This is a genomic window from Diplocloster agilis (genome assembly GCF_019042275.1).
GTDB lineage: Bacteria > Bacillota > Clostridia > Lachnospirales > Lachnospiraceae > Diplocloster > Diplocloster agilis.
Window position 1 is genome coordinate 14,654 of sequence record NZ_JAHQCW010000042.1, and the last position, 22,075, is coordinate 36,728.

Below are 22,075 nucleotides of genomic sequence, written 5' to 3' on the forward strand. Positions count from 1 at the left end.
GAATCCAAATAGAAAATAGGTGAGGACATGCCGAGGTATAAGTATACGGCCAAGGACCTGGACGGCAAAACGATCCGGGGAGAGGCCGAGGCGCCCGGGGAAGACGAGCTGTACGAACAGCTGCGGGAAGGAAATAAATACCTGGTTTCCTGTGATGAGGTAACCAGGGAACATAACGAGCGGAGATTGAAAGCGGATGTGCTGGCGGACTTCTGCCGGCAGCTGGGTACGCTTCTGAACGCCGGCGTTACGCTTGTGCGGACGTTAAATATTATCGCCCAGGAGGAAGGACTGAATCCCAAGACGAAGAAGGTCTATAACGAGATCCTGCGGCAGATCCGCCAGGGTATTCCCTTATCGGAAGCCATGGAGGCCCAGGGAAACGTATTTCCCGACCTGCTGGTACATATGATGCGTTCCGCGGAAGAGAGCGGAAGTATCGATCAGACCGCGCTTCGGATGGCCGATCATTATGACAAAGAGCACCGGATGAACGGAAAAGTCAAGAACGCTATGATTTATCCGGCTATCCTTTTGTTCCTGCTTCTGGTGGTGATGGTCTTCGTCATGGTATACATTATTCCCCAGTTTAAGCCGATCTTTGATATGCTGGATGAAGTACCGTTTATCACCAGAATCGTGCTGGCCTGCAGCGACGCGTTTATCAACCGCTGGGCTGTGATTCTGGCTGTGATCGTGATTCTCGTATTCGCGGTTCATCTGCTTCTTCGGCTGCCGAAGGTGCGGTACGGCTGGGATGCGTTAAAGCTAAAGCTGCCGAAGGTCGGCAAACTGCTGCGGGTAATCTATACCGCCCGTTTCGCCAGAACGTTAAGCTCCCTGTACGGCAGCGGGATTCCTATGCTGCTGTCCCTTCAGATCGGACGCAGGACAGTTGGCAATAAATACATCGAGGCCCAGTTCGATGCGGTCATCGACCAGGTGCGCCGGGGCGAACCCCTTTCGAAGGCGCTGCGGGATGTAGACGGGCTGGAACTTAAACTGTCCTCTACGATTCTGGTCGGCGAAGAGACAGGAAGCCTGGAAAATATGCTGAACTCCATCGCGGAGTCGCTGGAATTCGACTCGGATCAGGCACTGAGCAAGATGGTTACCATGATGGAACCGGTCCTGATCATCATTATGGGCCTGGTCATCGGATTCGTCATGATCGCGGTGCTGATGCCCATCTTCCAGTCCTACAACGCAATCGAAACTTACGGAGCCTGATAGGAGGAAATTTAACGTGAATACGTCCATCTATTTATCAAATCAAAATATACAGATCCTGACCGGCTCCGGCGGCCGCTCAAAGGTATCCGTGAAAAATATGGTTCAGGCCAGGGCGCCGGAAGGCAGCCTGATCAACGGAGTCATAACCAGCGAGCCGGAACTTGCGGAATGCCTGGGACGGCTCTGGAGCCAATATATGCTTCCAAGAACCAACGTGGGGCTGGTAATCGACAGCACCAAGTTCGTTACCAAGATCTTAACCCTGCCGGCTGTGAAGGGGAATAAACTGCAGGAGCTGGTAAAACGGGAATTTTCTGACCTGGGAGACCGGGAGAAGCTCTTGTTCGACTATATGATCCTGAAAAAAGATTCTCACGGCAAGATGCTCAAGATACTGGCCGCTGCCGCGGAGAGGGACTTTATCGGCAGCTATGTGCAGCTGTTTGAAAAGTTAAAAATCAGCGTATCCGGTGTCAATGTGGCTCTGGCTGCGGAATTAAAGATTCTGGACATTCATCCGGCGCTTCGTGGAAGAACCTGTATCCTGGAGCTTCTGGACGGGGATAATCTGGTTAATACATTGATCGTAAACGGGGAATATAAATACTCCAGCCGTTCCAGGCTGTTCCAGGAACACGGGACCGAAGGATTTGCGCTGGATATCGCCAGGAATGTAAGCGGTATTCTCCAGTTCCACGCTTCCGAACGCAGTGAGTACGCGATTACCGATGTATTCTTAGGCGGATTTTCCAAGGAAAATGAAAAGCTGTGTGTGGACAGTATCCGTTCTCTGAATACCAATCTCCAGGCAGCGCTGTTCCCGGACACCCCGGCTGTGGCCATGCCCTCTGTTGCCCACGTGCCTGCGGAACCGGACGGGCAGATCAGCGGACCGGCGCTGCGTGACTGTATCTACGCGGCCGGAAATTTTGTGGTGAGGTGAGGTGGAACGATGAGCGCAGCAGGAAAAGATATGAACTTTTACGTACAATATAAAAAGAAGCCAAAGACCGCGGGCAGCGGGAAAAAGCTCTGGCTGAAAGCGATCCCGGCCGCAGTCACGCTGATCGTGTGCATCGTGGCCAGCACAGTTCTGATAGTCAGAAATATAGGCCTGCAGTCTCAGTTAGATGAGGTGAACGATTATATCACCGACCCTTCCGTAGTCGAGGCTTATACCCAGTCTCAGGACCTGGCCGGGCAGATCTCGGTGCTCAGCAGTTATGTGTCCCAGGACGAATACGCGCTTCAGGCCATCGAGTCCTATCCGCTTCCGAACAGCTCGGTGACGGACGCGATCAAGGAGTGCGGAGAAGGGCAGGTAACCATCGATATACAGAGCTATCAGGCTCCCACCGGCAGTTTTAATTTTACGGCGGAAGCGGTCGACGTGACCACGATCAATCACTTCATAGACAAACTGGAAGAGTCGGAATTGTTCGCAAGAGTCGAGTATTCCGGTTATGTCTTCGTCAACGAGACCCAGAACTACCTCATCAATGTGAGCTGCTATCTGAATGAAATGGCCGGAAAGTGAGGGGAAGAATATGACAACGAAGTTAACGAAACGCGATAAAATATTGCTGTATTTTCTGGCCATATTTCTTATTATAACCGGGTTTACCGCACTTTTGATCATCCCCTCCTGGAACCGGGCGGATGAACTGAGCGCGAATCTGGAAGAAGCACAGAGCACAAGGGACAGGATGGATACCTCCATCGCGATGATCCCTCAATATACCACCGAACTGGAAGAAAAACAAAACCAGAGGGATCAGCTGATCGCTGATATTTATCCGGTGATGGAGAACCAGGCGGTGGATAAGATGATTACGAACCTGATCCTGGACTACGGCCTGGACGCCAAAGATTTTATCATATCCGTAGATCCCCAGATGCGCCAGATCGCGCCTTACAGCCTGTCGTCTATGGGGCTTAAGGCCATGACTACCGCCCAGGGACAGGCGGAAGAGATCATCAGCCAGGGGACTTCGTCCAGCGCGGAAAGTGAATTGGACGGGACGGCGTCCGGGGACGGGGCTTCCGCAGATGGAACAGTCTCAGACGGCAGTTCAGCTTCTTCTAACACCGGAACCGTTATGGAGATCTACACCTCCGATGTATCCGTGAAAGCGGTGGGTTCTAGGGAGCGGCTGCAGAGCCTGCTGGACTATATCGTAAATGAGGAGCCTTCGATCCGCATCACCGGATATAACTTCGCAAGCGAAGCGGGTGCTTTTGAAACCGCGGAGAATGCGGGAATGTCTACATTGACCATAACTATGGAATTATACATGTGCTACAAATAGAGAAGGTAAGAGGGAAAACATCGTGAAAAATATTCCGATTGGTGAAGTATTAAAAGAATCTGGTTATATCACAGAAGAACAGCTTCAGCAGGCTCTGGCCTACCAAAAGGAGCACCGGGGGCGTCTGGGAGAGGTCCTGTTGGAGTTAGGCTTCGTTACGGAGCGTCAGACCTTGGAGGCCCTGGGAAAACGGCTGAACTTAAAGAACGTCAATATATCCGAATACCCGGTGGAAGCCGACGCGGTCGCTCTGGTCCCCCGCCCTCTGGCCATGAAGTACCATATGCTGGCGGTAAAGACCGAAGGGCAGACGCTGTATCTGGTTACCAATGACCCGCTCAACTACTATGGACTGGAAGACATCCGCCAGCTGACCGGTAAGAATGTGGAGGTCCTGCTCTGCGAGCTGGCTCCGCTGAATAAAGCCATTGATTATTATTACTCCGAGGTGGACGCCAGATTAGCGGCCCAGAATGCGAACCAGAGCAGCGAGCCTCAGATCGAGGAGCTGGAGGTGGCGCAGGAGGATGACGACGCGCCGATCATACAGCTGCTCAGCAGCCTGCTTCAAAGAGCGTACAACACGAACGCCAGCGATATCCATATAGAGCCCTTTGAGGATAAGACCCTGGTCCGGATGAGAATAGACGGGACGATCATCGATTATGTTACGCTGCAAAGATCCCTGCATCCCTCCCTGATCGCCCGTATAAAGATCCTGGCGGATATGGATATTGCGGAAAAACGCGTGCCCCAGGACGGCCATTTTCGGACGAAGGTAAATGAGGAATATATCAACATCCGTGTATCCGTCATCCCCACCGTATTCGGGGAGAAAGCGGTGCTTCGTCTGCTGTCCAATAATGCGTCGATCGACTACTCCGACCAGTTCGGTATGGATGAGGCGAACTATAAGAAATTCCAGCGGCTGCTGCGCTCCCCCAATGGAATCATCTATCTGACCGGTCCTACCGGGTCCGGTAAAACGACTACGCTGTACATGATCCTTGAGTATCTGTCCAGAAGACAGGTGAACCTGTCCACCATAGAAGATCCGGTGGAAAAGAATCTGGCGAAAGTCAATCAGATGCAGGTAAACAACACGGCCGGCCTGACCTTCGATGTGGGTCTGCGGGCATTGCTTCGTCAGGACCCGGATATTATCATGGTCGGTGAGACCCGTGATTCCGAGACGGCGAATATCTCCATCCGGGCGGCCATCACAGGCCATCTGGTACTCTCCACCCTCCACACCAACAACGCGGTGTCCTCCATCGTGCGTCTGCTGGATATGGGGCTGGAACCCTATATGATATCCAGTTCCCTGATGGGCGTGGTCGCCCAGCGTCTGATGCGTAAGGTGTGTCCGTATTGTTCCACGGAGGAAGAGCCGACTGCGGAAGAAGCCGGATTATTGGGGCCTTCCGTGCCAAGAGTCCGCCGGGCGAAGGGATGTAATATGTGCAATAACACAGGATACCGGGGCCGGACCGCCATTCACGAAATGGTGCTGATCGACGATGAGATAAGGAAAATGATTACCAACCGGGTATCCATGGAAGAAATAACGGATTACGCGGTGCGGGAACAGGGAATGCGCACACTCAAGGAAAGCGCCGTAGAGCGCGTAAAACTGGGGATTACCACCGTGGATGAACTTCTCAAGGTTGCGTATTATTCCTAGAGATTCAAATCAATTAGATTAAATACACTCAGTTAGATCAAATAGATTCAGTTAGATCAAATAGACTCAGTTAGATCAGATACATGAGCAGGAGGAATTGAAATGCCGGCGATAGAGCAGATTATTATGACGGCACGGGATCTGAAGTGTTCAGACGTGCATATATCGGAAGGGCTTCCCATGGCGGTCAGAATCCATGGAAGGCTTCAGCAGGCGCCCTTCCAGTTAACAGAAGAAGAGACCAGGGAAGCCATCCTCTCCATGATTCCCGATTCCATGAGGCCGCAGCTGGACGCGGGGGAGGATCTGGATTTCGCGGTCCAGACATCGGACGGCCACCGGCAGCGTATCAATGTGTTCCGCCAGCAGGGGAAATTGGCCGCCACGATCCGTCTTCTGAACAGCACGATTCCCACCCTGGAAGAACTGGGGCTGCCTCCGGTGCTGCGCGACATGGCATCCCAGCCCAGAGGGCTTATTCTGGTGACAGGCCCTACCGGAAGCGGTAAATCCACGACGCTGGCCGCTATGATCAACTATATCAACAACAGCCGGTCCGATCACATCCTGACCATTGAGGACCCGATTGAGTATGTCTATAAACAGAACCTGTCCGTGATCCATCAGCGGGAGGTGGGCAGGGATACCGGAAGCTTCGCCTCGGCGCTGCGTTCCGCCCTTCGTGAGGACCCCGACGTGATTCTGGTCGGCGAGATGCGGGACTATGAGACCATATCCGCCGCCGTCACTGCCGCTGAGACAGGCCATCTGGTTATGTCCACCCTGCACACCACAGGAGCGGCCCAGACCATCGACCGTATTATCGATGTCTGCCCGCCGGAAGGACAGAACCAGATCCGGACCCAGCTGGCCAGCATCCTGCAGGGAGTGGTTACCCAGTGCCTGCTTCCCACGGCCGACGGCCAGGGAAGATGCGCGGCTACGGAGATCCTGGTCGGCACCGACGCGGCGCTGAACCTGATCCGCGAGGGAAAAGGCCATCAGATGAGCTCGGTGATGCAGTCCGGAGCGGCAATGGGAATGCATACGCTCAACGGCGACCTGGTGCGGCTTGTGAACCTGGGCAAAATACGCCGGGATGTGGCGGTGCAGTATTCCAACGACCGAAAGGACCTGAACCAATATTTCGGATAAACTTCGTTTATAAATCCCGCGGTAACAAGTATGGCCCATTAGGAATAATATTCCAGACATAAGGACAAACTTCTTGTGAAGAGAAGGGGGTCCTTTTTCTTTCCAAATTTTACGAAAAGATTACGCAATTTTAACGAAATTTAGAATCCTAGAAAATCTATTTTTTAACAATATAGACAAAACTGGAAAAGATGTTATAATTATGTACAGAATGTCTATTTTGTCAAATGAGGAAAGGAGTAAGCATGTGAAGAAGAGCAAACGGAGCGTATGGAAAGCATTTGCCATGATTACGCAGTTTACCATCAACATGCTTGTCCCTATTTTTTTATGCGGCTTTTTAGGAATATGGATTCACCGTACCTTCGGAATTCCGGCGGAAATCCCGCTCTTTTTCCTGGGAGCGCTGGCTGGTTTCCGGAACGTCTATATCATGGCGAAGAGTGTGTATGAAGACGACAAAGGGGCTAAGAAGAAATGAAGCGTTTAAGCCTTGTTTTGAAAGAACTTTTTATCGGGATACTGGCATATGGGATTGTGGTGATGGGGATCGGCCTGCTGATTGCCAAAGATAAGCCGCAGTACGCCTTTGGGCTGCTGATCGGGCTTCTGACGGCCGGGGCCATGGCTTTCCATATGGAGAAGGCGTTAAAGAAGGCGCTGGATCTGGGAGAAGCCGGGGCGCAGAATCACATACGTAAGACCTATATGATCCGTACGGCGGCGGTTGTGGTGATTTTCGGCTTGACGGTATATTTTCACCTGGGAAGCGTGTGGTCCTGTTTCCTGGGGGTGATGGGTTTGAAAGCAGCGGCTTATTTACAGCCGTTTGTTGATAAACTGCCTTTTTTGAAAGAGGCTGGCTCTGAAGGGGATCAGAGCGAAAGGGGTAATAAATTAATAATGAAAGAAGGTGAGTAGATGGCACATATGATGGCGGTCAGCCATCTGTTGGCGACGTCCTCGGAGAATGTGGATTTCATGGTCCACGGCTTGCTGAAATACCGGCTGTTCGGACAGGATCTGTGGATTACCACCACTCATGTCAGTATTCTGATTGTCATGTTGCTGCTGATTATTTTCTTTATCGTGGTGCACAGGAAGATGAAGAAAAAGGATCCGAATGAAGTACCGGGCGGATTCCAGAATGTGGTCGAGCTGATTGTGGAGATGGTGGATGGACTGGTCAGCGCCAACATGGGCAAGAATGCAAAGAAGTTTGCCAATTATATCGGGACCATATTTATCTTTATCCTGATCAGCAACATTTCGGGACTATTCGGTATCCGGCCGCCCACGGCGGATTACGGGGTTACGCTTCCTCTGGCGTTAATTACATTTGTGATGATTCATTATAATGATATCAAGCACAACCGGAGCGGAGCTTTTACCAGCCTGCTGGAACCGATTCCGTTGTTTCTGCCGATCAACCTGATCGGGGAAGTGGCGGTGCCGATCTCCATGTCCCTGCGTCTGTTCAGCAACATCCTGTCCGGGACCGTTATGATGGCGTTGGTCTACGGGTTACTGCCCATTTTTGTGAAAATAGGTATCCCCGCATTCCTGCATATTTATTTTGATTTATTCGCAGGCGCAATTCAGACATACGTATTCTGTATGCTGACCATGGTTTATATCAATGACAAATTATCAGACGAATAAGAAAAGAAGATTAAGGAGGAATTTACTATGAATATTACAGGTCATGATTTAATTTTAGCTTGTTCCGCAATCGGTGCCGGTCTTGCAGTTATCGCAGGTATCGGGCCTGGCGTAGGCCAGGGTTATGCAGCCGGCGCGGCGGCAGCTGCAGTTGGAAGAAACCCGGGTGCGAAAGGGGATATCACCTCTACCATGCTTTTGGGACAGGCCGTAGCCGAGACTACCGGTCTTTATGGATTGCTGATCGCCTTCCTGTTATTGTTCGTACAGCCTTTGACCTGAGAAACGGACAAAAATGTCCTGAGAAACGGACAAATAAAGGAAACACCCTTCGGGTATACCTGTATGTCCTTAGAAACGGACAAATAAAGGAAAGGAGGTCGAACCTTGGAACGATTATTTGGGCTTGATATGCAGCTGATCGCGGATACCCTGCTGACAGCTATCTCCGTGTTTGTATTGTTTACACTGGCGTCCTACCTGTTCTTCGATACCGTCCGGGATGTGCTGAAAAAGCGCCAGGACCGGATCAAGAGCGATCTGGACACCGCTTCCAAAGAAAAATCCGACGCGCTTTGCTATAAGGCGGAGTACGAGTCGAAACTGCGCGATGCGGATAAGGAAGTGGAGGAGATCTTAAGCGCGGCCAGAAAGAAAGCTTTGCAAAACGAGTCAAAGATTATAGATGAGGCCAAAGAAGAAGCGGCCAGAATCATAGCGCGGGCCAACGGCGAGATCGAGTTGGAGAAGAAGCGCGCGCGGGATGAAATGAAGAAGGAAATGATTCAGATCGCCACCCTCATGGCTGGAAAAGTGGTGGCGGCTTCCATCGATGAGAAGGCGCAGAATCTTCTGATTGAGGAAACGTTAAATGAGATGGGTGATGAGACATGGCTAAGCTAGCGGCGACGACCTATGGGAATGCGCTCTTTGAGCTGGCCGTGGAGGAATCGAAAGTGGATCAGCTGAATGAGGAGGCGGAAGCGGTGCTTCAGGTCTTAAAGTCAGAGACGGAGCTTTCGAAACTGATGGACCACCCCAAGATCGTCAAGGAAGAGAAAAATAAAATATTAGAGAGCATATTCAAAGGGCGGGTCAGCGATGACATGGTAGGCTTCCTGCTTCTTCTGCTGAAAAAAGATCATTATGGGGAAGCGATTCCAACGATGGAATATTTTTTGGCCCAAGTGAAGGAATATAAGAAAATCGGAATCGCATACGTCACTACGGCGGTAGAATTAAGCCAGGCCCAGAAGAAAGCGGTGGAGGCAAAACTGCTTGCCACGACCGGTTATCTGACTTTTGAGATGCACTTTTCGGTAGACGCAGCTTTGATCGGAGGCATGATAATCCGTGTAGGGGACCGGGTAGTGGACAGCAGCGTCCGCTCCAAACTCATGGATCTGTCAAGGGACCTGATGAAGCTGCAGCTGGCCTGAACAACAGCTATTGGTATACAAATAACAAGTAAAGAGGGTGAAAACACTCCATGAATCTTAAACCAGAGGAAATAAGTTCGGTTATAAAGGAAGAAATCAAAAGATATTCCACACAGCTGGACGTCTCCAATGTGGGAACCGTCATACAGGTAGCAGACGGAATCGCCCGTGTCCATGGCCTGGAGAGCGCCATGCAGGGGGAATTACTGGAATTCCCGGGGGACGTGTACGGTATGGTGTTGAACCTGGAAGAAGATAATGTCGGAGTCGTATTACTGGGTGATACGAGCAATATCAGCGAGGGTGATACCGTGAAAACCACCGGCCGGGTGGTAGAGGTGCCGGTAGGCGACGCCATGATCGGCCGGGTTGTGAATTCCCTGGGTCATCCCATCGATGGAAAGGGACCGGTCCAGACGGACAAATACCGCAGGATTGAGCGGGTGGCATCGGGTGTCATCTCCAGAAAATCCGTGGACACGCCGCTTCAGACCGGAATCAAGGCCATCGACTCCATGGTGCCGATCGGAAGAGGCCAGCGTGAGCTCATCATCGGCGACCGCCAGACAGGTAAGACGGCCATCGCGATCGATACGATTATCAATCAAAAGGGGCAGGGAGTAAAATGCATCTATGTAGCCATCGGGCAGAAGGCATCGACGGTGGCTACGATTGTGAAAACACTGGAAGAGTACGGGGCCATGGATTACACGACCGTGGTTGCTTCTACGGCCAGCGAGCTGGCGCCGCTTCAATATATTGCACCATATTCCGGTTGTGCGATCGGGGAAGAGTGGATGGAAAACGGAGAGGATGTGCTGATCGTTTACGACGATCTGTCCAAGCATGCCACCGCATACCGTACCCTTTCCCTGCTGCTTCGGCGTCCGCCGGGACGTGAGGCGTATCCCGGAGACGTATTCTATCTGCATTCCAGGCTTCTGGAGCGTGCGGCGAAGCTGTCCGATGAGCTGGGCGGCGGCTCCCTGACCGCGCTTCCGATCATCGAGACACAGGCGGGGGACGTATCCGCTTATATTCCGACCAATGTAATCTCGATTACGGACGGTCAGATTTATCTGGAAACCGAGATGTTCAACGCCGGTTTCAGGCCTGCAGTCAACGCCGGTCTGTCCGTATCCCGTGTAGGCGGCGCGGCCCAGATCAAGGCAATGAAAAAGATCGCGGCGCCGATCCGTGTGGATCTGGCCCAGTACCGCGAGCTGGCGGCATTCTCCCAGTTCGGCTCCGAGCTGGATGATGATACCAGGGAGAAGTTAGCCCAGGGCGAACGGTTAAAAGAAATCTTAAAACAGCCGCAGTATAAGCCCATGGCCGTGGAATACCAGGTCATGATAATCTTCGCGGCGGTTCATAAATATCTGCTGGACATTCCGGTCGACAGCATTCAGGAATTCGAGAAGGGATTATTTGAATTTGTGGATACGAAATATCCGGAAATCCCGGAGCAGATCCGGACGGATAAGCAGATGTCGGAAGAGACCCAGCAGCTGCTGGAAAAAGCGATTCAGGAGTTTAAAGCGAACTTTGGTAAATAAGCGAGGTGAAAACAGATGGCCTCTATGAGGGATATCAAACGCCGGAAAGGCAGTATACAGAGTACTCAGCAGATTACCAAAGCCATGAAGCTGGTATCCACCGTCAAGCTGCAGAAAGCCAGGAGCAAGGCGGAGAATACCAAAGCATATTTCGAGAGTATGTACCGGACGGTGACTTCCATGCTGGCCCGCTCGGGGAACATTGACCATCCCTACCTGAAGGGAGGGGAATCTTCAAAAAAAGCGGTAATTGTGATCACTTCCAACCGCGGCCTGGCCGGCGGGTATAATATGAACGTCGCTAAGCTGGTGACCGGGGCGGATTTCCCAAAAGAAGATGTGGAGCTCTATACCATCGGAAACAAAGGCCGGGAATATCTGGCCGGCAAGGGATACCTGGTCCGGGAGGACTACTCCGATGTGATCAACGAACCCATCTACCGGGATGCCATGGATATCGGGAAAAAGGTGCTGGACTCCTTCGCGGCCGGGGAGGTCGGGGAGATTTACCTGGCCTACACCTGGTTTAAAAACACGGTGGTCCATGAGCCCAGGCTGATGAAGCTTCTTCCCATCGAGATCGAGGACGCGAAGGAAGAGGATACCGGATCGGCGGCTCCCATGAACTATGAGCCGGAAGAAGAGACCGCTCTGAATATGATCATACCGAAATATGTGACCAGTCTTTTGTACGGCGCGCTGCTGGAAGCGCTGGCCAGTGAAAACGGGGCCAGAATGCAGGCCATGGACGCCGCTACGAGCAATGCTGAAGAAATGATAGAACATTTATCCTTGTTGTATAACCGTGCCCGTCAGGGTTCCATTACACAGGAAATAACCGAAATAATCGCGGGTGCGGAGGCTATCAGCTGATGCCGGCAACCGTGAAAGGAGTGAAAGAAGATGGCAGTTAACAATAGAGGAAATATCGGAAAAATCACTCAGATCATCGGTGCGGTACTTGACATTAAGTTCAGTGAGGGACAGCTTCCTGAAATTAATGAGGCAATCAATATTGTCAATACGAACGGCGAGAAGCTGGTCGTGGAAGTATCTCAGCATCTGGGTGATGATACGGTGCGCTGCATCTCCATGGGCCCCACAGACGGACTGGTCCGTGGGATGGACGCGGCGGCTACCGGCTCCCCTATTATGGTACCGGTCGGAGAGCGGACGCTTGGACGGCTGTTCAATGTGCTGGGCGAGCCGATCGATGAGAAGCCGGCTCCCGAGGACGTGGAATACTTACCGATCCACAGACCGGCGCCGGACTTTGAAGAGCAGGCTACCTCCACGGAGATGCTGGAGACCGGAATTAAAGTCGTGGATCTTCTCTGCCCTTACCAGAAGGGCGGTAAGACGGGATTGTTCGGGGGCGCCGGCGTAGGTAAGACCGTGCTGATCCAGGAGCTGATCCGTAACGTGGCTACCGAGCACGGCGGCTATTCCGTATTCACCGGCGTAGGCGAGCGTACCAGAGAGGGAAATGACCTGTATTATGAAATGCAGGAATCCGGCGTAATCAATAAAACCACCATGGTGTTCGGCCAGATGAACGAGCCGCCGGGCGCCAGAATGCGGGTGGGACTTACCGGCCTTACGATGGCGGAGTATTTCCGTGATCAGGGCGGAAAGGACGTCCTGCTGTTTATCGATAATATTTTCCGTTTCACCCAGGCGGGTTCCGAGGTATCCGCGCTGTTAGGGCGTATGCCCTCCGCGGTAGGCTATCAGCCCACCCTGCAGACGGAGATGGGCGCGTTGCAGGAGCGGATCACATCCACGAAGAACGGCTCCATCACTTCCGTGCAGGCAGTCTATGTGCCGGCCGATGACCTGACGGACCCGGCTCCGGCCACTACTTTTGCCCATCTGGACGCGACCACGGTACTGTCCCGGTCCATCGTGGAGCTGGGAATCTATCCGGCGGTAGATCCGCTTGAGTCCACCTCCCGTATCCTGGACCCCAGAATTGTGGGGGAGGAGCACTATCAGGTGGCCCGCGGCGTGCAGGAGATCCTGCAGCGCTATAAGGAATTACAGGATATCATCGCGATCCTGGGTATGGATGAGCTGTCGGAAGAGGAGAAGCTGGTCGTATCCAGGGCCAGAAAGGTTCAAAGATTCCTGTCTCAGCCGTTCCATGTGGCCGTACAGTTTACCGGCTTGGAAGGACGTTATGTTCCCATAGCGGAGACGATCCAGGGATTCAAGGAGATTCTGGAGGGCAAGCACGACGACATTCCCGAGAGTTATTTCCTGAACTGCGGAAGCATCGACGACGTTTTAGCCAAGGTGAAACAGGGGTGACCATATGGCAGACGACAGATTATTTCGATTAGAGATCATTTCCCCCGACCGGGTGTTCTATCAGGGCGATGTGGCGATGGTAGAGCTGACCACCAGCGAGGGGGACGTGGGTATCTATAAGAATCATATCCCCATGACGATGATCGTTGTCCCGGGTATCGTTACGATTACCGAGGAAGAGGGCCAGAAAAGGGCGGCGCTGCATTCCGGATTTATCGAAGTGCTCCCGGATAAGGTGACGATCCTGGCGGAGCTGGCCGAATGGCCCGACGAGATCGACTTAAACCGTGCGGAGGAAGCCCGTGTGCGGGCGCAGCGCCGGTTGGAGACAGGGGATTCCAGCATGAACATGATCCGGGCGAATATGGCGCTTCGAAAGGCGCTGGTGCGGATCGAGCTGGCGGAAGGAAAGCAGAAATAAAAAAGCGGCAGAACCGAAAAAAGCAGTGTGAAATGAGAGGTCCTGCTGCAGAAAATAAGATGAGTGACAAAAAAATAAACCCTGGCCGGGAAAGAATGATCAGGGGGACATGTCCAAACGGTTTGGACATGTCCCCTGATCAGAACCATCCCGGCCAGGGTTTTGCGTATTCTGCGCTTTAGAATCCGCTGCGGTACCATTGCAAAGCAAACGTTTATCTGGGGGTTACTGCATTTTCTTATATTCCGTAATATCAAAGCAGGTCAGCAGATAGGCGTCCAATTCCCCCCATTTCATGGGAGAACCCTTTGCCCGGGTCCAGACTCCATACAGCGGGTTATAGATTTCCCCCACCCCTCCGGCCAGCGGGCAGGTATTACAGGGAACCTCCCTGTCAAAAAACGCTTCGTAGCAGGCCGCGCCGGGTTTTATATGGGGAGCCAGCTCCCTGGTTTTAAGATTGAGATATAGCAGTTCGTAGGTATCCCGTTCGATGGCATATATATAGGCATCCTGGGTATCCAGTATCGTGTTGAGCCGTATGGCCAGCTCGCTGTCATGGGCGGACGTACGCTTCTTGAGCAAAAAGGTCGTCAGAAGCTGGGAAATCAGGGTCAGCGTTGCAATTTCTTCTTTATTCCATAACCGCATGCCGGTACACTTATCAAAACCAACAAAACCATGGAAAGTCTCGCCCTCTAATATTGCGCATTGAAGTGTGGAACAAATACCCTGGTCCTCAAACAGCGCGGTCTGCACCGGGGTAAGAGCGTGGATATCCCGGCAGTAGAAAACAGAATTGTTTTTGAATAATTCCCGGTAACCCTCCACGTCCGTATACGGAAAATGCTGCAGCTTCTCTTTTTGCGGGAGAATCCCTTCATTACACCACTCATAAGTATTGTCGCAATACTTGCCGTCCTCCGTGTCCTCGAAAATATAAGCCCGGCTCACGTCAAAGCGTTTCCCCACGATTTCCAGAATGAGCTGGATCACATGATCGATATCACTGGTATCGTACAATACCTGGAATACATAGTTGACCAGATCTTTGGGCGCTTCCGACGTATTCAGATCCGAATCGATAGCGGCGCCCAGGGAAGAATAACCGGTCTCGCTTACGGCGCTGTGTTTTTGATCGAACATGACATATTGATTCTTACCCTGGCTTTTCGCCTGATACAAAGCCAGATCGGCGCTGTGATACAGGGACTGGAAATCTTTTCCGTCATCCGGTGAAATAGCGATACCCGCGCTGCAGGTGACTTCGATGGGATGTTTGCCCTGTTTAAACAGACCCTGGAAGAGCTCCAGCAGGCGGGCTGCCTTTTCAGCCGCCATTTCTCTGGAAGGGATGTTTTGTAAGAAGATCATAAATTCATCCCCGCCGATTCTGCCTACCACATCCGTTTGACGGGTCAGTTTTTTCATCCCCGCCGCCAGCTCCGAAAGAACGGCGTCCCCAAACAGATGTCCCTGCGAATCATTGACCTGTTTGAAATTATCGGTATCGATCATGAACAGGGCGCAGAGATCTCCCGGATTATCCCGCAGGTAATTTCGGATCTTCCGTTCGCTTTCCTCGCGGTTAAAAAGACCGGTCAGGGCATCCCGTTCCGCCCGCGCACGAAGATCGTCTATCATCTTCTTATCGTCATCGATATCCGTGATCACCCCTACGGCTTTGATTGGTTTCCCGGTACTGTCATACTGGTCGGTATAGCGGATTCTGCACCAGATATAGATTCCATCCGCATTCTGAATGCGGATCTCGGCATCGGAAACCGACATACCGGCTTTTGCATTGGACATAAGCCGCTTCAGAACGGAGATATCGTCAGGATGCACATGCCTGGCGAAAGACAGATCCCGGTTTGTTATATGGCAATTCGGATCATAACCAAATTTTTTCTGCCAGTTTGCGGAATAGAAGATAGAATCCTTCTCTATATCCCATTCAAAAATAATATCGGTGGTCTGATTCAGGATAATCCGATGCCGCTCCAGAGACAGACGCAGTTCTTCCCGATCCTTCCTGGATTCTGTGACATCCAGTAAGATACAGAAGATCCGCTCCTCACCCTCTTCATTATGAATGATCTGCGCGTTGTCCATCACCCACTTAAAACTGCCGTTCTTACAGAGAACCCGGTAATTAAATGTGAATTTCCTGTCCTTGCAGAACTGTTCCTCAGTTTTTGCCAAAACGCCGCGGCGGTCGGCAGGATGAATCATATCGATAAAGCGGTCGTGAAATTGTTCCGTAATCTCATCCCGACTAAAACCGAACAGATCCAAAAAGCCCTGATTGACTTCCACCAAGGTAAAAAAACGGTCATTGAGACACTGTTGAACTCCTCCGGGAATATTATTCAATAATGTTTCATATTCACGGCTGTGCTGTTTTCCCATGTTGTTATACCTTCTTTATATTTTCGCGCCGCATTTTCAACCCGGACTTCCGGCTAAAATAGCAGCGTCCTTGTTCATGTACCAATATAAAGTTAGTATATCAAAATAAATTGCAGATAGCAATCCTTAGTAAAGCGCCAAATCAGGGAATTAAAGGAATATCAGCGGACCGGTACAAATTCATCGAAGCCTCCTCATCCGTAGCCTCCGGCTAAAAGATCACAAGCCGCAGCCCGCCGTTACAGCTGCAGATAGCCACGCCAGGCTTACGAATCCGGTCGCCGTAATAAAAAAGATCATTGGCAAGACCATCCTCCGAACGCAGAAAATGAATAAGGCCTTCTGAAAATGTCTAAACTAAGAAAAAGAGTACCACTTAGGAGGTCTTTACCATGAAGAAAGTATTAGTTGGACTTGTATTGATTCTATGGGTCCTGGCCGGTATCCAGTTATGGAATCTGTACGGTGTGCGGGATCAGGGAAAAATCGTAGAAGCTTTCCACAGCTCCGACTTTATGAATACAAAAAGTGTTGTGGAAGGCAGCGGCCGTCTGAATACCGCCTATCTGAGCCTGAGCGGAAGAAAAACAATGGTTCAGGACATAGCCAATATCCTTGGGATTCATGAAAACTACACGCTGACGGAGACTTACGAAGACGGACAGGCAAAAACTGTTCTTCACGTAAAAGCCAAACAGGCCGAAACTACCATTCAGATCATTACCAGGGAACAAAAAAGAGATGCAAATATCATTGACACCAAACAATATCTCCTGACCGAGATCACCCTATACGATCTGGACAGCGCCCTGGGCTACAAAGAAATACTGGATAAAATATACGAGGACTACCGTATCGAGACCGAAGTATCCCTGAATCTGATCGGAACCCGCCCCGGCCGGATGACCCTGAGCGAGCGGAACAATATGGCAGACCTGCTTCTGGAGCAGATCGAGGGCAAAGTAGTATCGGAACACCGGGATGAAGAGCTATTTACCATCTACGCTAAACTAATCAAAGATTACGACATGCGAAGCGGAGAACCGGTAAACATCAATATAGCATTCAACTACGACGAATCCCAGAATCTAACAAACGTATACCTCTCCACCCCCATCATCAGGGAAGACTATTAAAATGCTCCCCTATATGCCGGGGCAAACCCGCCTAAGGACAGAGCGGGGCCAGAATTTCTATGCCGAGTTCTTCTCCGGGTCTGGGTATGCCCGTTGCTTTGGGCCGGGGCCGGGGATGGTATTCGGGGATGTTTCCGGAGGCCGGGTTCTTTGGTGTCACCCGGGGAGCGCGGAGGGCTTGCGCTGGCAACCGCTAGGGGGAATCAAAAAGCCGGGTTCAGGAACCGAGCCTATTCACCAGGAACACATGATGTGTTCCCGGTTCAGAGGCTCTTGCCCGTCGGACGTGAAGTCCGCCGTGCATCCTGAACCCGGCTTTTCGATTCCCCCAAGCGGTTGCTCAGCCGCCCTATGCGCTCCCCGGGTGACACCAAAGAACCCGGCCTCCGGAAACATCCCCGAATACCATCCCCGGCCCCGGCCCAAAGCAACGGGCATACCCAGACCCGGAGAAGAACCCAAGAACCCTGCCCGGTCTGTTCTTAGCAGGATTTGCCCTGGAGCCTCTGGTCGGGCAAGTTCCCTCTCCTCTTTCGGCGCAGCCATTCGGAAGCAACATCTCAAACACTCCAACGCATCAAAGTATCTGAACCCTAAAGTACATGAAACTAAGATAATACCAGTGTAGGTGAGCTGGGGCGGGGTGCGGAACCGGCGGAGGGGGCAAACGTATCGGGGGCCTAATCGCTTGAGGGCAGATCTTAGAACGGGTTACGCAGATGGCGGGAGAACCTCGCAGGGCCCGGAACACTGTCCGAGCGCTTTTCAGCGAGTTTGTTCCGGGCCCTGCTAATAAGAGGTTCTCCCGCCATCGGAGTTACCCGTTCTTAGATCTGTCCGATGCGATTAGGCCCCCGATACGTTTGCCCCCTCCGCCGGTTCCGCACCCCGCCCCAGCCTCACCGGCCCTTATCCCCCCCATGGCCGGCACCACGAATAAAATCGCTGATGACAATACTTGAATAATTCTGCAAGAAAGGTTATTATGTAACATATACTGTTGTATCGGCTTATGGATAGAGCAGAATGATTTAGAGTAAGAGCATGAGGTAATAGAACCATGAAAGATATAGATATTCATCAGGCCCCGATCGGGGTGTTTGATTCCGGGGTGGGCGGTCTGACGGTTGTCCGGGAGATCATGCGCCAGATCCCCCAGGAGCGGATCGTATACTTCGGGGATACGGCCAGAGTTCCCTATGGTAATAAGTCTAAGGATAACATCATCCGATATTCCAGGCAGATTATCCGGTTTTTGAGGACCCAGAATGTTAAGGCGATCGTGGTAGCCTGTAACACGGCCAGCGCCTGCGCGCTGGAGGAGATCCGTCCTGAGCTGGATCTTCCGATTATAGGCGTGATCAAACCCGGAGCTAAGGCGGCGGCCGGCACTACCAGGAATGGGCGCATCGGGGTGATCGGCACGGAAAGCACCGTGAACAGCCAGTTGTATACGGATTTTATCCATGACCTGAACCCGGATATCCGGGTGATCGGGAAGGCTTGTCCGCTCTTTGTTCCGCTGGTGGAAGAGGGGTGGCTTAAGGATCCTGTGACCGAAGAAGTGGCCCGCAGGTACCTGGAAGATATGAAACAAGCGGATGTGGACACTTTGATTCTGGGGTGCACCCATTACCCGCTGCTGCGTTCTACGGTCGGAAAGGTTATGGGCGCGCAGGTGACGCTTGTGAATCCCGCCTATGAGACAGCGCTGGAACTAAAGGAACTGTTGCAAAGAGAAGGAATCGCGGCAGAGAGCGCGCCGGACTCCACGCAAGAGGCGTGGCCGGAACACCGGTTTTTTGTAAGTGATCTGGCGGACAAATTCAAAGATTTTGCCAATTCGATACTGGCCTGTGAGATCAGCCGGATCAGGCAGATTCCCATTGAAAACTATTAGGAGAAATATATGACGGACCAAGTATTATTAAGTATATCCGGCCTGCAGTTTATGGAAGATGAAGGGGTAGAACCGGTAGAGGTGGTTACGGTTGCGGATTATTATAGGAAAGAAAACAGCCACTATCTGATTTACGATGAGGTGCTGGAAGGCATCGAGGGAAAGATCAAGAATATTATCAAGGTAAAAGGACATGTACTGGAAGTCACTAAAAAAGGGCTGGCCAATGTACATATGGTTTTTGAAGAAAACAAGAAAAATGTGACATATTATACGACTCCCTTCGGCAATCTCCTGATCGGCCTGATGGCTACCAGTGTGGATGTCAATGAGAACGATAAAGATATTAACATTCAGGTCGCATACCAGCTGGAAGTGAACTACGAGTTTCTGGCAGACTGCACCATTACCATGAATATTAAAAGCAAAGAAGCCGGAGATTTCTCGCTCCAGCAGTAAGTTGTCTGCGCCTAAAATGAAAACGGCGGTTAAATACGGCTGTAAAATACGGCGGTATAAAATACAGTAGTAAAAAAATACCGGATATCAGCGATAGGGCCTGCCGCTGCTGATATCCGGTATATATTTTTTTAATTCTTATTTTGTATTCTTATCCACATAATTCTTGGCTTTGTTTCTCATCCGTTTAAAGAAGCCCTGTTTTTTCTTCGGCGCTTCCAGCGGGCCGCGGATTCCACGCACACTGGTTATGTAGATACCGCTGACAACAGCTTTTACTTCCTTCTTTACAGGAACCAGTTCAAAGATGGATTCCTCACAGACCAGGGACATGACCTTAGGCCCCACCTTCGCTTTAACAATCGGAAGTTTGGAACGGCGCAGCCACTTTGGCGTCTGGTCAATCACCATCTGGGGCAGCCCGGATTCCTTCATCCGCATTCGTTTCTTATCAATAATCAACATGCTGACATTCTGAGCCATGGCGTCCATCTGTTCTTTTTGGGCCGCCTGTTTTTTCTGGGCTCTTTTGCCAAAGAAATATAGTGCAACAACTGCGACAATCAGCACTCCAAGTATCACTAACAAAACAATCGTTAACGTATTCACGGTATACCTCCTACTTTCCTGACAATTTCATATCGCTTGTCTTCCCGCGCAAGTAATATTGTAGCATTGATTTGCGCCGTACGCAAGCATTCCCAACCGCAAAATGAAAAAAATAATGGGGCCGGCCCTCCCCGGTGAAAAACAGAAAAAAACATCTACAAAATAGGATGTTTGTGGTATCATATACGAAAAGGAGGATTCCACTATGCTAGAGACAGCGTGGGGTTATGTGGTTACCGGCTGGGATTGGATTATGAGCAATCTGATTTACATTAACATTATCCTGGCCATATTGATTGTGTTTTTCCAGCGGCGTGAACCGATGACGGTCTGGGCATGGCTGCTGGTGCTATATTTTATACCGATACTGGGATTTCTGCTTTATCTGGTTCTGGGGCAGGATTTGCATAAAAAGCATATGTTCAAGATGAAAGAAATCGAAGACGAGATGAACTATGCCATCCGTAAGCAGGAAGAAACCATTTATAAAAATGAGTTTGAACCGGAAAATGAGGAAATGAGCCGCTTTTCCAACCTGATCCTGTATAATCTGGAGGCATCCCACGCGGTATATACCACGGATAATGAGGTTTCTATTTACACGGACGGAAATGACAAATTACAGGCGGTGCTGGAGGAGATTCGGAAGGCCCGGCATTACGTGCATCTTCAGTATTATATTATTAAGAATGATGAGATGTGGAAGCCGATCGAAGAGCTGCTGGAGCAGAAGGTAAAAGAAGGGGTCGAGGTGCGGATCCTCTACGACAGTATGGGATGCAGGACGATGAAGTCTTCGGACTGGAAGCGGATCCGGTCGAAGGGGATCATGACGGGAGAGTTCTTTCCCGCCATTCTGAAGAATTTTCAGCTGCGTATGAATTACCGGAATCACAGGAAGATTATTATTATAGACGGAAAGACCGCGTTCGTAGGAGGATTTAATATCGGCCGGGAGTATCTGGGCCTGAACAAGAAAAAATTCGGCTATTGGCGGGATACTCATTTGAAAATCAGCGGCTCGGCGGTGCTCTCCCTCCATATCCGTTTTATTCTGGACTGGAATTACGCCACCAAACAAAATTTGTTTGTCCAGGATAAATATTTTGTGGAACCGGAGGATATGGTAAAGGGTAGAAACGCGATTCAGATCATATCCAGCGGGCCGGATTCAAAGGTGCCGAATGTCAGGGATAATTACCTGAGGCTGATCCATATGGCCCAGAATCATATCTATATCCAGACGCCTTATTTTATACCGGATGAATCGGTGCTGGACGCTTTGAAGATCGCCGCCTCATCCGGGGTGGACGTGCGGGTTATGATCCCCTGCAAACCGGATCATCCATTTGTATACTGGTGTACGTATTCCTATATAGAAGATCTGCTGGAGGCAGGCGCGAAATGCTATACGTACGACGACGGTTTTCTGCATGCCAAAACCCTGACGGTGGACGGGCTGGTCAGCTGCGTGGGTACGGCTAATATGGATATCCGAAGCTTTAAGCTGAACTTTGAGGTGAACGCTACGATCTACAACCAGGATACGACCTATAAGCTGGAGCAGATTTTCCTGAACGATCTAAAGCGGTGTACGCATGTCACTCCTTATGTGTATGCCAGCCGTTCCCTGCTGATCCGTATCAAAGAGCAGTTCAGCAGGCTGTTATCCCCGCTGTTGTAAGAAAGTCCGGGACTTAACATAGATTTAACATAAGGACTATGAAAATTTTACAACCGGATGATATGGTATATAAAAGTATGGCAGTGATAAAGAACGGGGGCAG

At 51.0% G+C, this 22,075-nt stretch carries 22 protein-coding genes and 1 pseudogene; 20 read left to right on the plus strand and 3 right to left on the minus strand.

Features of this window, described 5'->3' with window-relative positions; all coding sequences use genetic code 11:
* Positions 1-27 precede the first annotated feature (27 nt).
* The 16 genes from KTH89_RS19780 (at position 28) to atpC (ending at position 13,772) form a co-directional block, all read left to right on the plus strand.
* Positions 28-1,230, plus strand: a complete 1,203-nt coding sequence (locus KTH89_RS19780; RefSeq protein WP_158347263.1) for a type II secretion system F family protein — start codon at positions 28-30, stop codon at positions 1,228-1,230.
* A 16-nt stretch (positions 1,231-1,246) separates the two neighbouring features.
* Complete coding sequence (gene pilM, locus KTH89_RS19785) at positions 1,247-2,176, plus strand: type IV pilus biogenesis protein PilM (protein WP_238722847.1); 930 nt, start codon at positions 1,247-1,249, stop codon at positions 2,174-2,176.
* Positions 2,177-2,206: 30 nt separating this feature from the next.
* Entirely contained in the window at positions 2,207-2,770 is a 564-nt protein-coding gene (locus KTH89_RS19790; protein ID WP_238722848.1) for a hypothetical protein, read from the plus strand.
* Positions 2,771-2,780: 10 nt separating this feature from the next.
* Positions 2,781-3,542, plus strand: a complete 762-nt coding sequence (locus tag KTH89_RS19795) for a type II secretion system protein GspM (protein WP_238722849.1) — start codon at positions 2,781-2,783, stop codon at positions 3,540-3,542.
* Positions 3,543-3,564: 22 nt separating this feature from the next.
* A complete protein-coding gene (locus KTH89_RS19800; RefSeq protein WP_158347267.1) occupies positions 3,565-5,226 on the plus strand; it encodes a GspE/PulE family protein in 1,662 nt (553 codons plus the stop codon).
* Between the two features lie 102 nt (positions 5,227-5,328).
* Positions 5,329-6,381, plus strand: coding sequence for a type IV pilus twitching motility protein PilT (locus KTH89_RS19805; protein ID WP_158347268.1), 1,053 nt, complete (start codon positions 5,329-5,331; stop codon positions 6,379-6,381).
* A 247-nt stretch (positions 6,382-6,628) separates the two neighbouring features.
* Positions 6,629-6,862, plus strand: coding sequence for an AtpZ/AtpI family protein (locus KTH89_RS19810; RefSeq protein WP_238722850.1), 234 nt, complete (start codon positions 6,629-6,631; stop codon positions 6,860-6,862).
* Positions 6,859-7,302 carry a hypothetical protein gene (locus KTH89_RS19815; RefSeq protein WP_238722851.1) on the plus strand — a complete coding sequence of 148 codons (444 nt, stop codon included), beginning with the start codon at positions 6,859-6,861 and terminating at the stop codon, positions 7,300-7,302. The genes KTH89_RS19810 and KTH89_RS19815 overlap by 4 nt, the downstream gene beginning before the upstream one ends.
* Positions 7,303-8,043, plus strand: coding sequence for a F0F1 ATP synthase subunit A (gene atpB / locus KTH89_RS19820; protein ID WP_238722852.1), 741 nt, complete (start codon positions 7,303-7,305; stop codon positions 8,041-8,043). It begins immediately after the preceding gene.
* Positions 8,044-8,070: 27 nt separating this feature from the next.
* The gene (gene atpE, locus KTH89_RS19825; protein WP_158347270.1) at positions 8,071-8,325 is read left to right on the plus strand and encodes an ATP synthase F0 subunit C; all 255 of its coding nucleotides are present in this window, start codon (positions 8,071-8,073) and stop codon (positions 8,323-8,325) included.
* A 105-nt stretch (positions 8,326-8,430) separates the two neighbouring features.
* Complete coding sequence (gene atpF / locus KTH89_RS19830; RefSeq protein ID WP_158347271.1) at positions 8,431-8,946, plus strand: F0F1 ATP synthase subunit B; 516 nt, start codon at positions 8,431-8,433, stop codon at positions 8,944-8,946.
* A complete protein-coding gene (gene atpH, locus KTH89_RS19835; protein ID WP_238722853.1) occupies positions 8,934-9,482 on the plus strand; it encodes an ATP synthase F1 subunit delta in 549 nt (182 codons plus the stop codon). The genes atpF and atpH overlap by 13 nt, the downstream gene beginning before the upstream one ends.
* A 50-nt stretch (positions 9,483-9,532) precedes the next feature.
* On the plus strand, positions 9,533-11,041 hold the full coding sequence (gene atpA, locus KTH89_RS19840; RefSeq protein WP_158347273.1) for a F0F1 ATP synthase subunit alpha: 1,509 nt from the start codon (positions 9,533-9,535) through the stop codon (positions 11,039-11,041).
* A gap of 15 nt (positions 11,042-11,056) precedes the next feature.
* Positions 11,057-11,914 (plus strand): ATP synthase F1 subunit gamma, encoded by an 858-nt coding sequence (gene atpG, locus KTH89_RS19845; RefSeq protein WP_238722854.1) that lies wholly within the window; start codon positions 11,057-11,059, stop codon positions 11,912-11,914.
* A gap of 30 nt (positions 11,915-11,944) precedes the next feature.
* Positions 11,945-13,351 (plus strand): F0F1 ATP synthase subunit beta, encoded by a 1,407-nt coding sequence (gene atpD / locus KTH89_RS19850; RefSeq protein ID WP_158347275.1) that lies wholly within the window; start codon positions 11,945-11,947, stop codon positions 13,349-13,351.
* 4 nt (positions 13,352-13,355) lie between these two features.
* Positions 13,356-13,772: an ATP synthase F1 subunit epsilon gene (gene atpC, locus KTH89_RS19855; protein ID WP_158347276.1), complete on the plus strand. Its 417-nt coding sequence runs from the start codon at positions 13,356-13,358 to the stop codon at positions 13,770-13,772.
* Between the two features lie 225 nt (positions 13,773-13,997).
* On the opposite strand, the gene KTH89_RS19860 is transcribed toward atpC, so the two are convergent.
* Both KTH89_RS19860 and KTH89_RS25145 read right to left on the minus strand, forming a co-directional pair.
* Positions 13,998-16,184 (minus strand): GGDEF domain-containing protein, encoded by a 2,187-nt coding sequence (locus KTH89_RS19860; protein WP_238722855.1) that lies wholly within the window; start codon positions 16,182-16,184, stop codon positions 13,998-14,000.
* Positions 16,185-16,395: 211 nt separating this feature from the next.
* A pseudogene (locus tag KTH89_RS25145) lies at positions 16,396-16,494 on the minus strand (TIGR04076 family protein); the annotation flags it as partial.
* Positions 16,495-16,576: 82 nt separating this feature from the next.
* Between KTH89_RS25145 and KTH89_RS19870 the strand changes: the two are divergent.
* The 3 genes from KTH89_RS19870 to KTH89_RS19880 all read left to right on the plus strand — a co-directional run bounded on the left by KTH89_RS19870 (position 16,577) and on the right by KTH89_RS19880 (position 19,679).
* Positions 16,577-17,320 carry a YwmB family TATA-box binding protein gene (locus tag KTH89_RS19870; RefSeq protein ID WP_238722856.1) on the plus strand — a complete coding sequence of 248 codons (744 nt, stop codon included), beginning with the start codon at positions 16,577-16,579 and terminating at the stop codon, positions 17,318-17,320.
* Between the two features lie 1,060 nt (positions 17,321-18,380).
* The gene (gene murI / locus KTH89_RS19875) at positions 18,381-19,220 is read left to right on the plus strand and encodes a glutamate racemase (protein WP_158347279.1); all 840 of its coding nucleotides are present in this window, start codon (positions 18,381-18,383) and stop codon (positions 19,218-19,220) included.
* A 9-nt stretch (positions 19,221-19,229) separates the two neighbouring features.
* Complete coding sequence (locus tag KTH89_RS19880; RefSeq protein WP_158347280.1) at positions 19,230-19,679, plus strand: DUF1934 domain-containing protein; 450 nt, start codon at positions 19,230-19,232, stop codon at positions 19,677-19,679.
* A gap of 138 nt (positions 19,680-19,817) precedes the next feature.
* On the opposite strand, the gene KTH89_RS19885 is transcribed toward KTH89_RS19880, so the two are convergent.
* Positions 19,818-20,288 (minus strand): hypothetical protein, encoded by a 471-nt coding sequence (locus KTH89_RS19885; protein WP_158347281.1) that lies wholly within the window; start codon positions 20,286-20,288, stop codon positions 19,818-19,820.
* Positions 20,289-20,493: 205 nt separating this feature from the next.
* Between KTH89_RS19885 and cls the strand changes: the two genes are divergently transcribed.
* Complete coding sequence (gene cls, locus KTH89_RS19890; RefSeq protein ID WP_158347282.1) at positions 20,494-21,972, plus strand: cardiolipin synthase; 1,479 nt, start codon at positions 20,494-20,496, stop codon at positions 21,970-21,972.
* The last annotated feature ends 103 nt before the right edge of the window (positions 21,973-22,075 follow it).

Bases quoted from the DNA above. Each gene is read 5' to 3' on its own strand.
- KTH89_RS19780 (WP_158347263.1), top strand. From the start codon at position 28: ATGCCGAGGTATAAGTATACGGCCAAGGACCTGGACGGCAAAACGATC.
- KTH89_RS19790 (WP_238722848.1), top strand. From the start codon at position 2,207: ATGAACTTTTACGTACAATATAAAAAGAAGCCAAAGACCGCGGGCAGC.
- KTH89_RS19795 (WP_238722849.1), top strand. From the start codon at position 2,781: ATGACAACGAAGTTAACGAAACGCGATAAAATATTGCTGTATTTTCTG.
- KTH89_RS19805 (WP_158347268.1), top strand. From the start codon at position 5,329: ATGCCGGCGATAGAGCAGATTATTATGACGGCACGGGATCTGAAGTGT.
- KTH89_RS19815 (WP_238722851.1), top strand. From the start codon at position 6,859: ATGAAGCGTTTAAGCCTTGTTTTGAAAGAACTTTTTATCGGGATACTG.
- atpB (WP_238722852.1), top strand. From the start codon at position 7,303: ATGGCACATATGATGGCGGTCAGCCATCTGTTGGCGACGTCCTCGGAG.
- atpE (WP_158347270.1), top strand. From the start codon at position 8,071: ATGAATATTACAGGTCATGATTTAATTTTAGCTTGTTCCGCAATCGGT.
- atpH (WP_238722853.1), top strand. From the start codon at position 8,934: ATGGCTAAGCTAGCGGCGACGACCTATGGGAATGCGCTCTTTGAGCTG.
- atpA (WP_158347273.1), top strand. From the start codon at position 9,533: ATGAATCTTAAACCAGAGGAAATAAGTTCGGTTATAAAGGAAGAAATC.
- atpG (WP_238722854.1), top strand. From the start codon at position 11,057: ATGGCCTCTATGAGGGATATCAAACGCCGGAAAGGCAGTATACAGAGT.
- atpD (WP_158347275.1), top strand. From the start codon at position 11,945: ATGGCAGTTAACAATAGAGGAAATATCGGAAAAATCACTCAGATCATC.
- atpC (WP_158347276.1), top strand. From the start codon at position 13,356: ATGGCAGACGACAGATTATTTCGATTAGAGATCATTTCCCCCGACCGG.
- KTH89_RS19860 (WP_238722855.1), bottom strand. From the start codon at position 16,184: ATGGGAAAACAGCACAGCCGTGAATATGAAACATTATTGAATAATATT.
- KTH89_RS19870 (WP_238722856.1), top strand. From the start codon at position 16,577: ATGAAGAAAGTATTAGTTGGACTTGTATTGATTCTATGGGTCCTGGCC.
- murI (WP_158347279.1), top strand. From the start codon at position 18,381: ATGAAAGATATAGATATTCATCAGGCCCCGATCGGGGTGTTTGATTCC.
- KTH89_RS19880 (WP_158347280.1), top strand. From the start codon at position 19,230: ATGACGGACCAAGTATTATTAAGTATATCCGGCCTGCAGTTTATGGAA.
- cls (WP_158347282.1), top strand. From the start codon at position 20,494: ATGCTAGAGACAGCGTGGGGTTATGTGGTTACCGGCTGGGATTGGATT.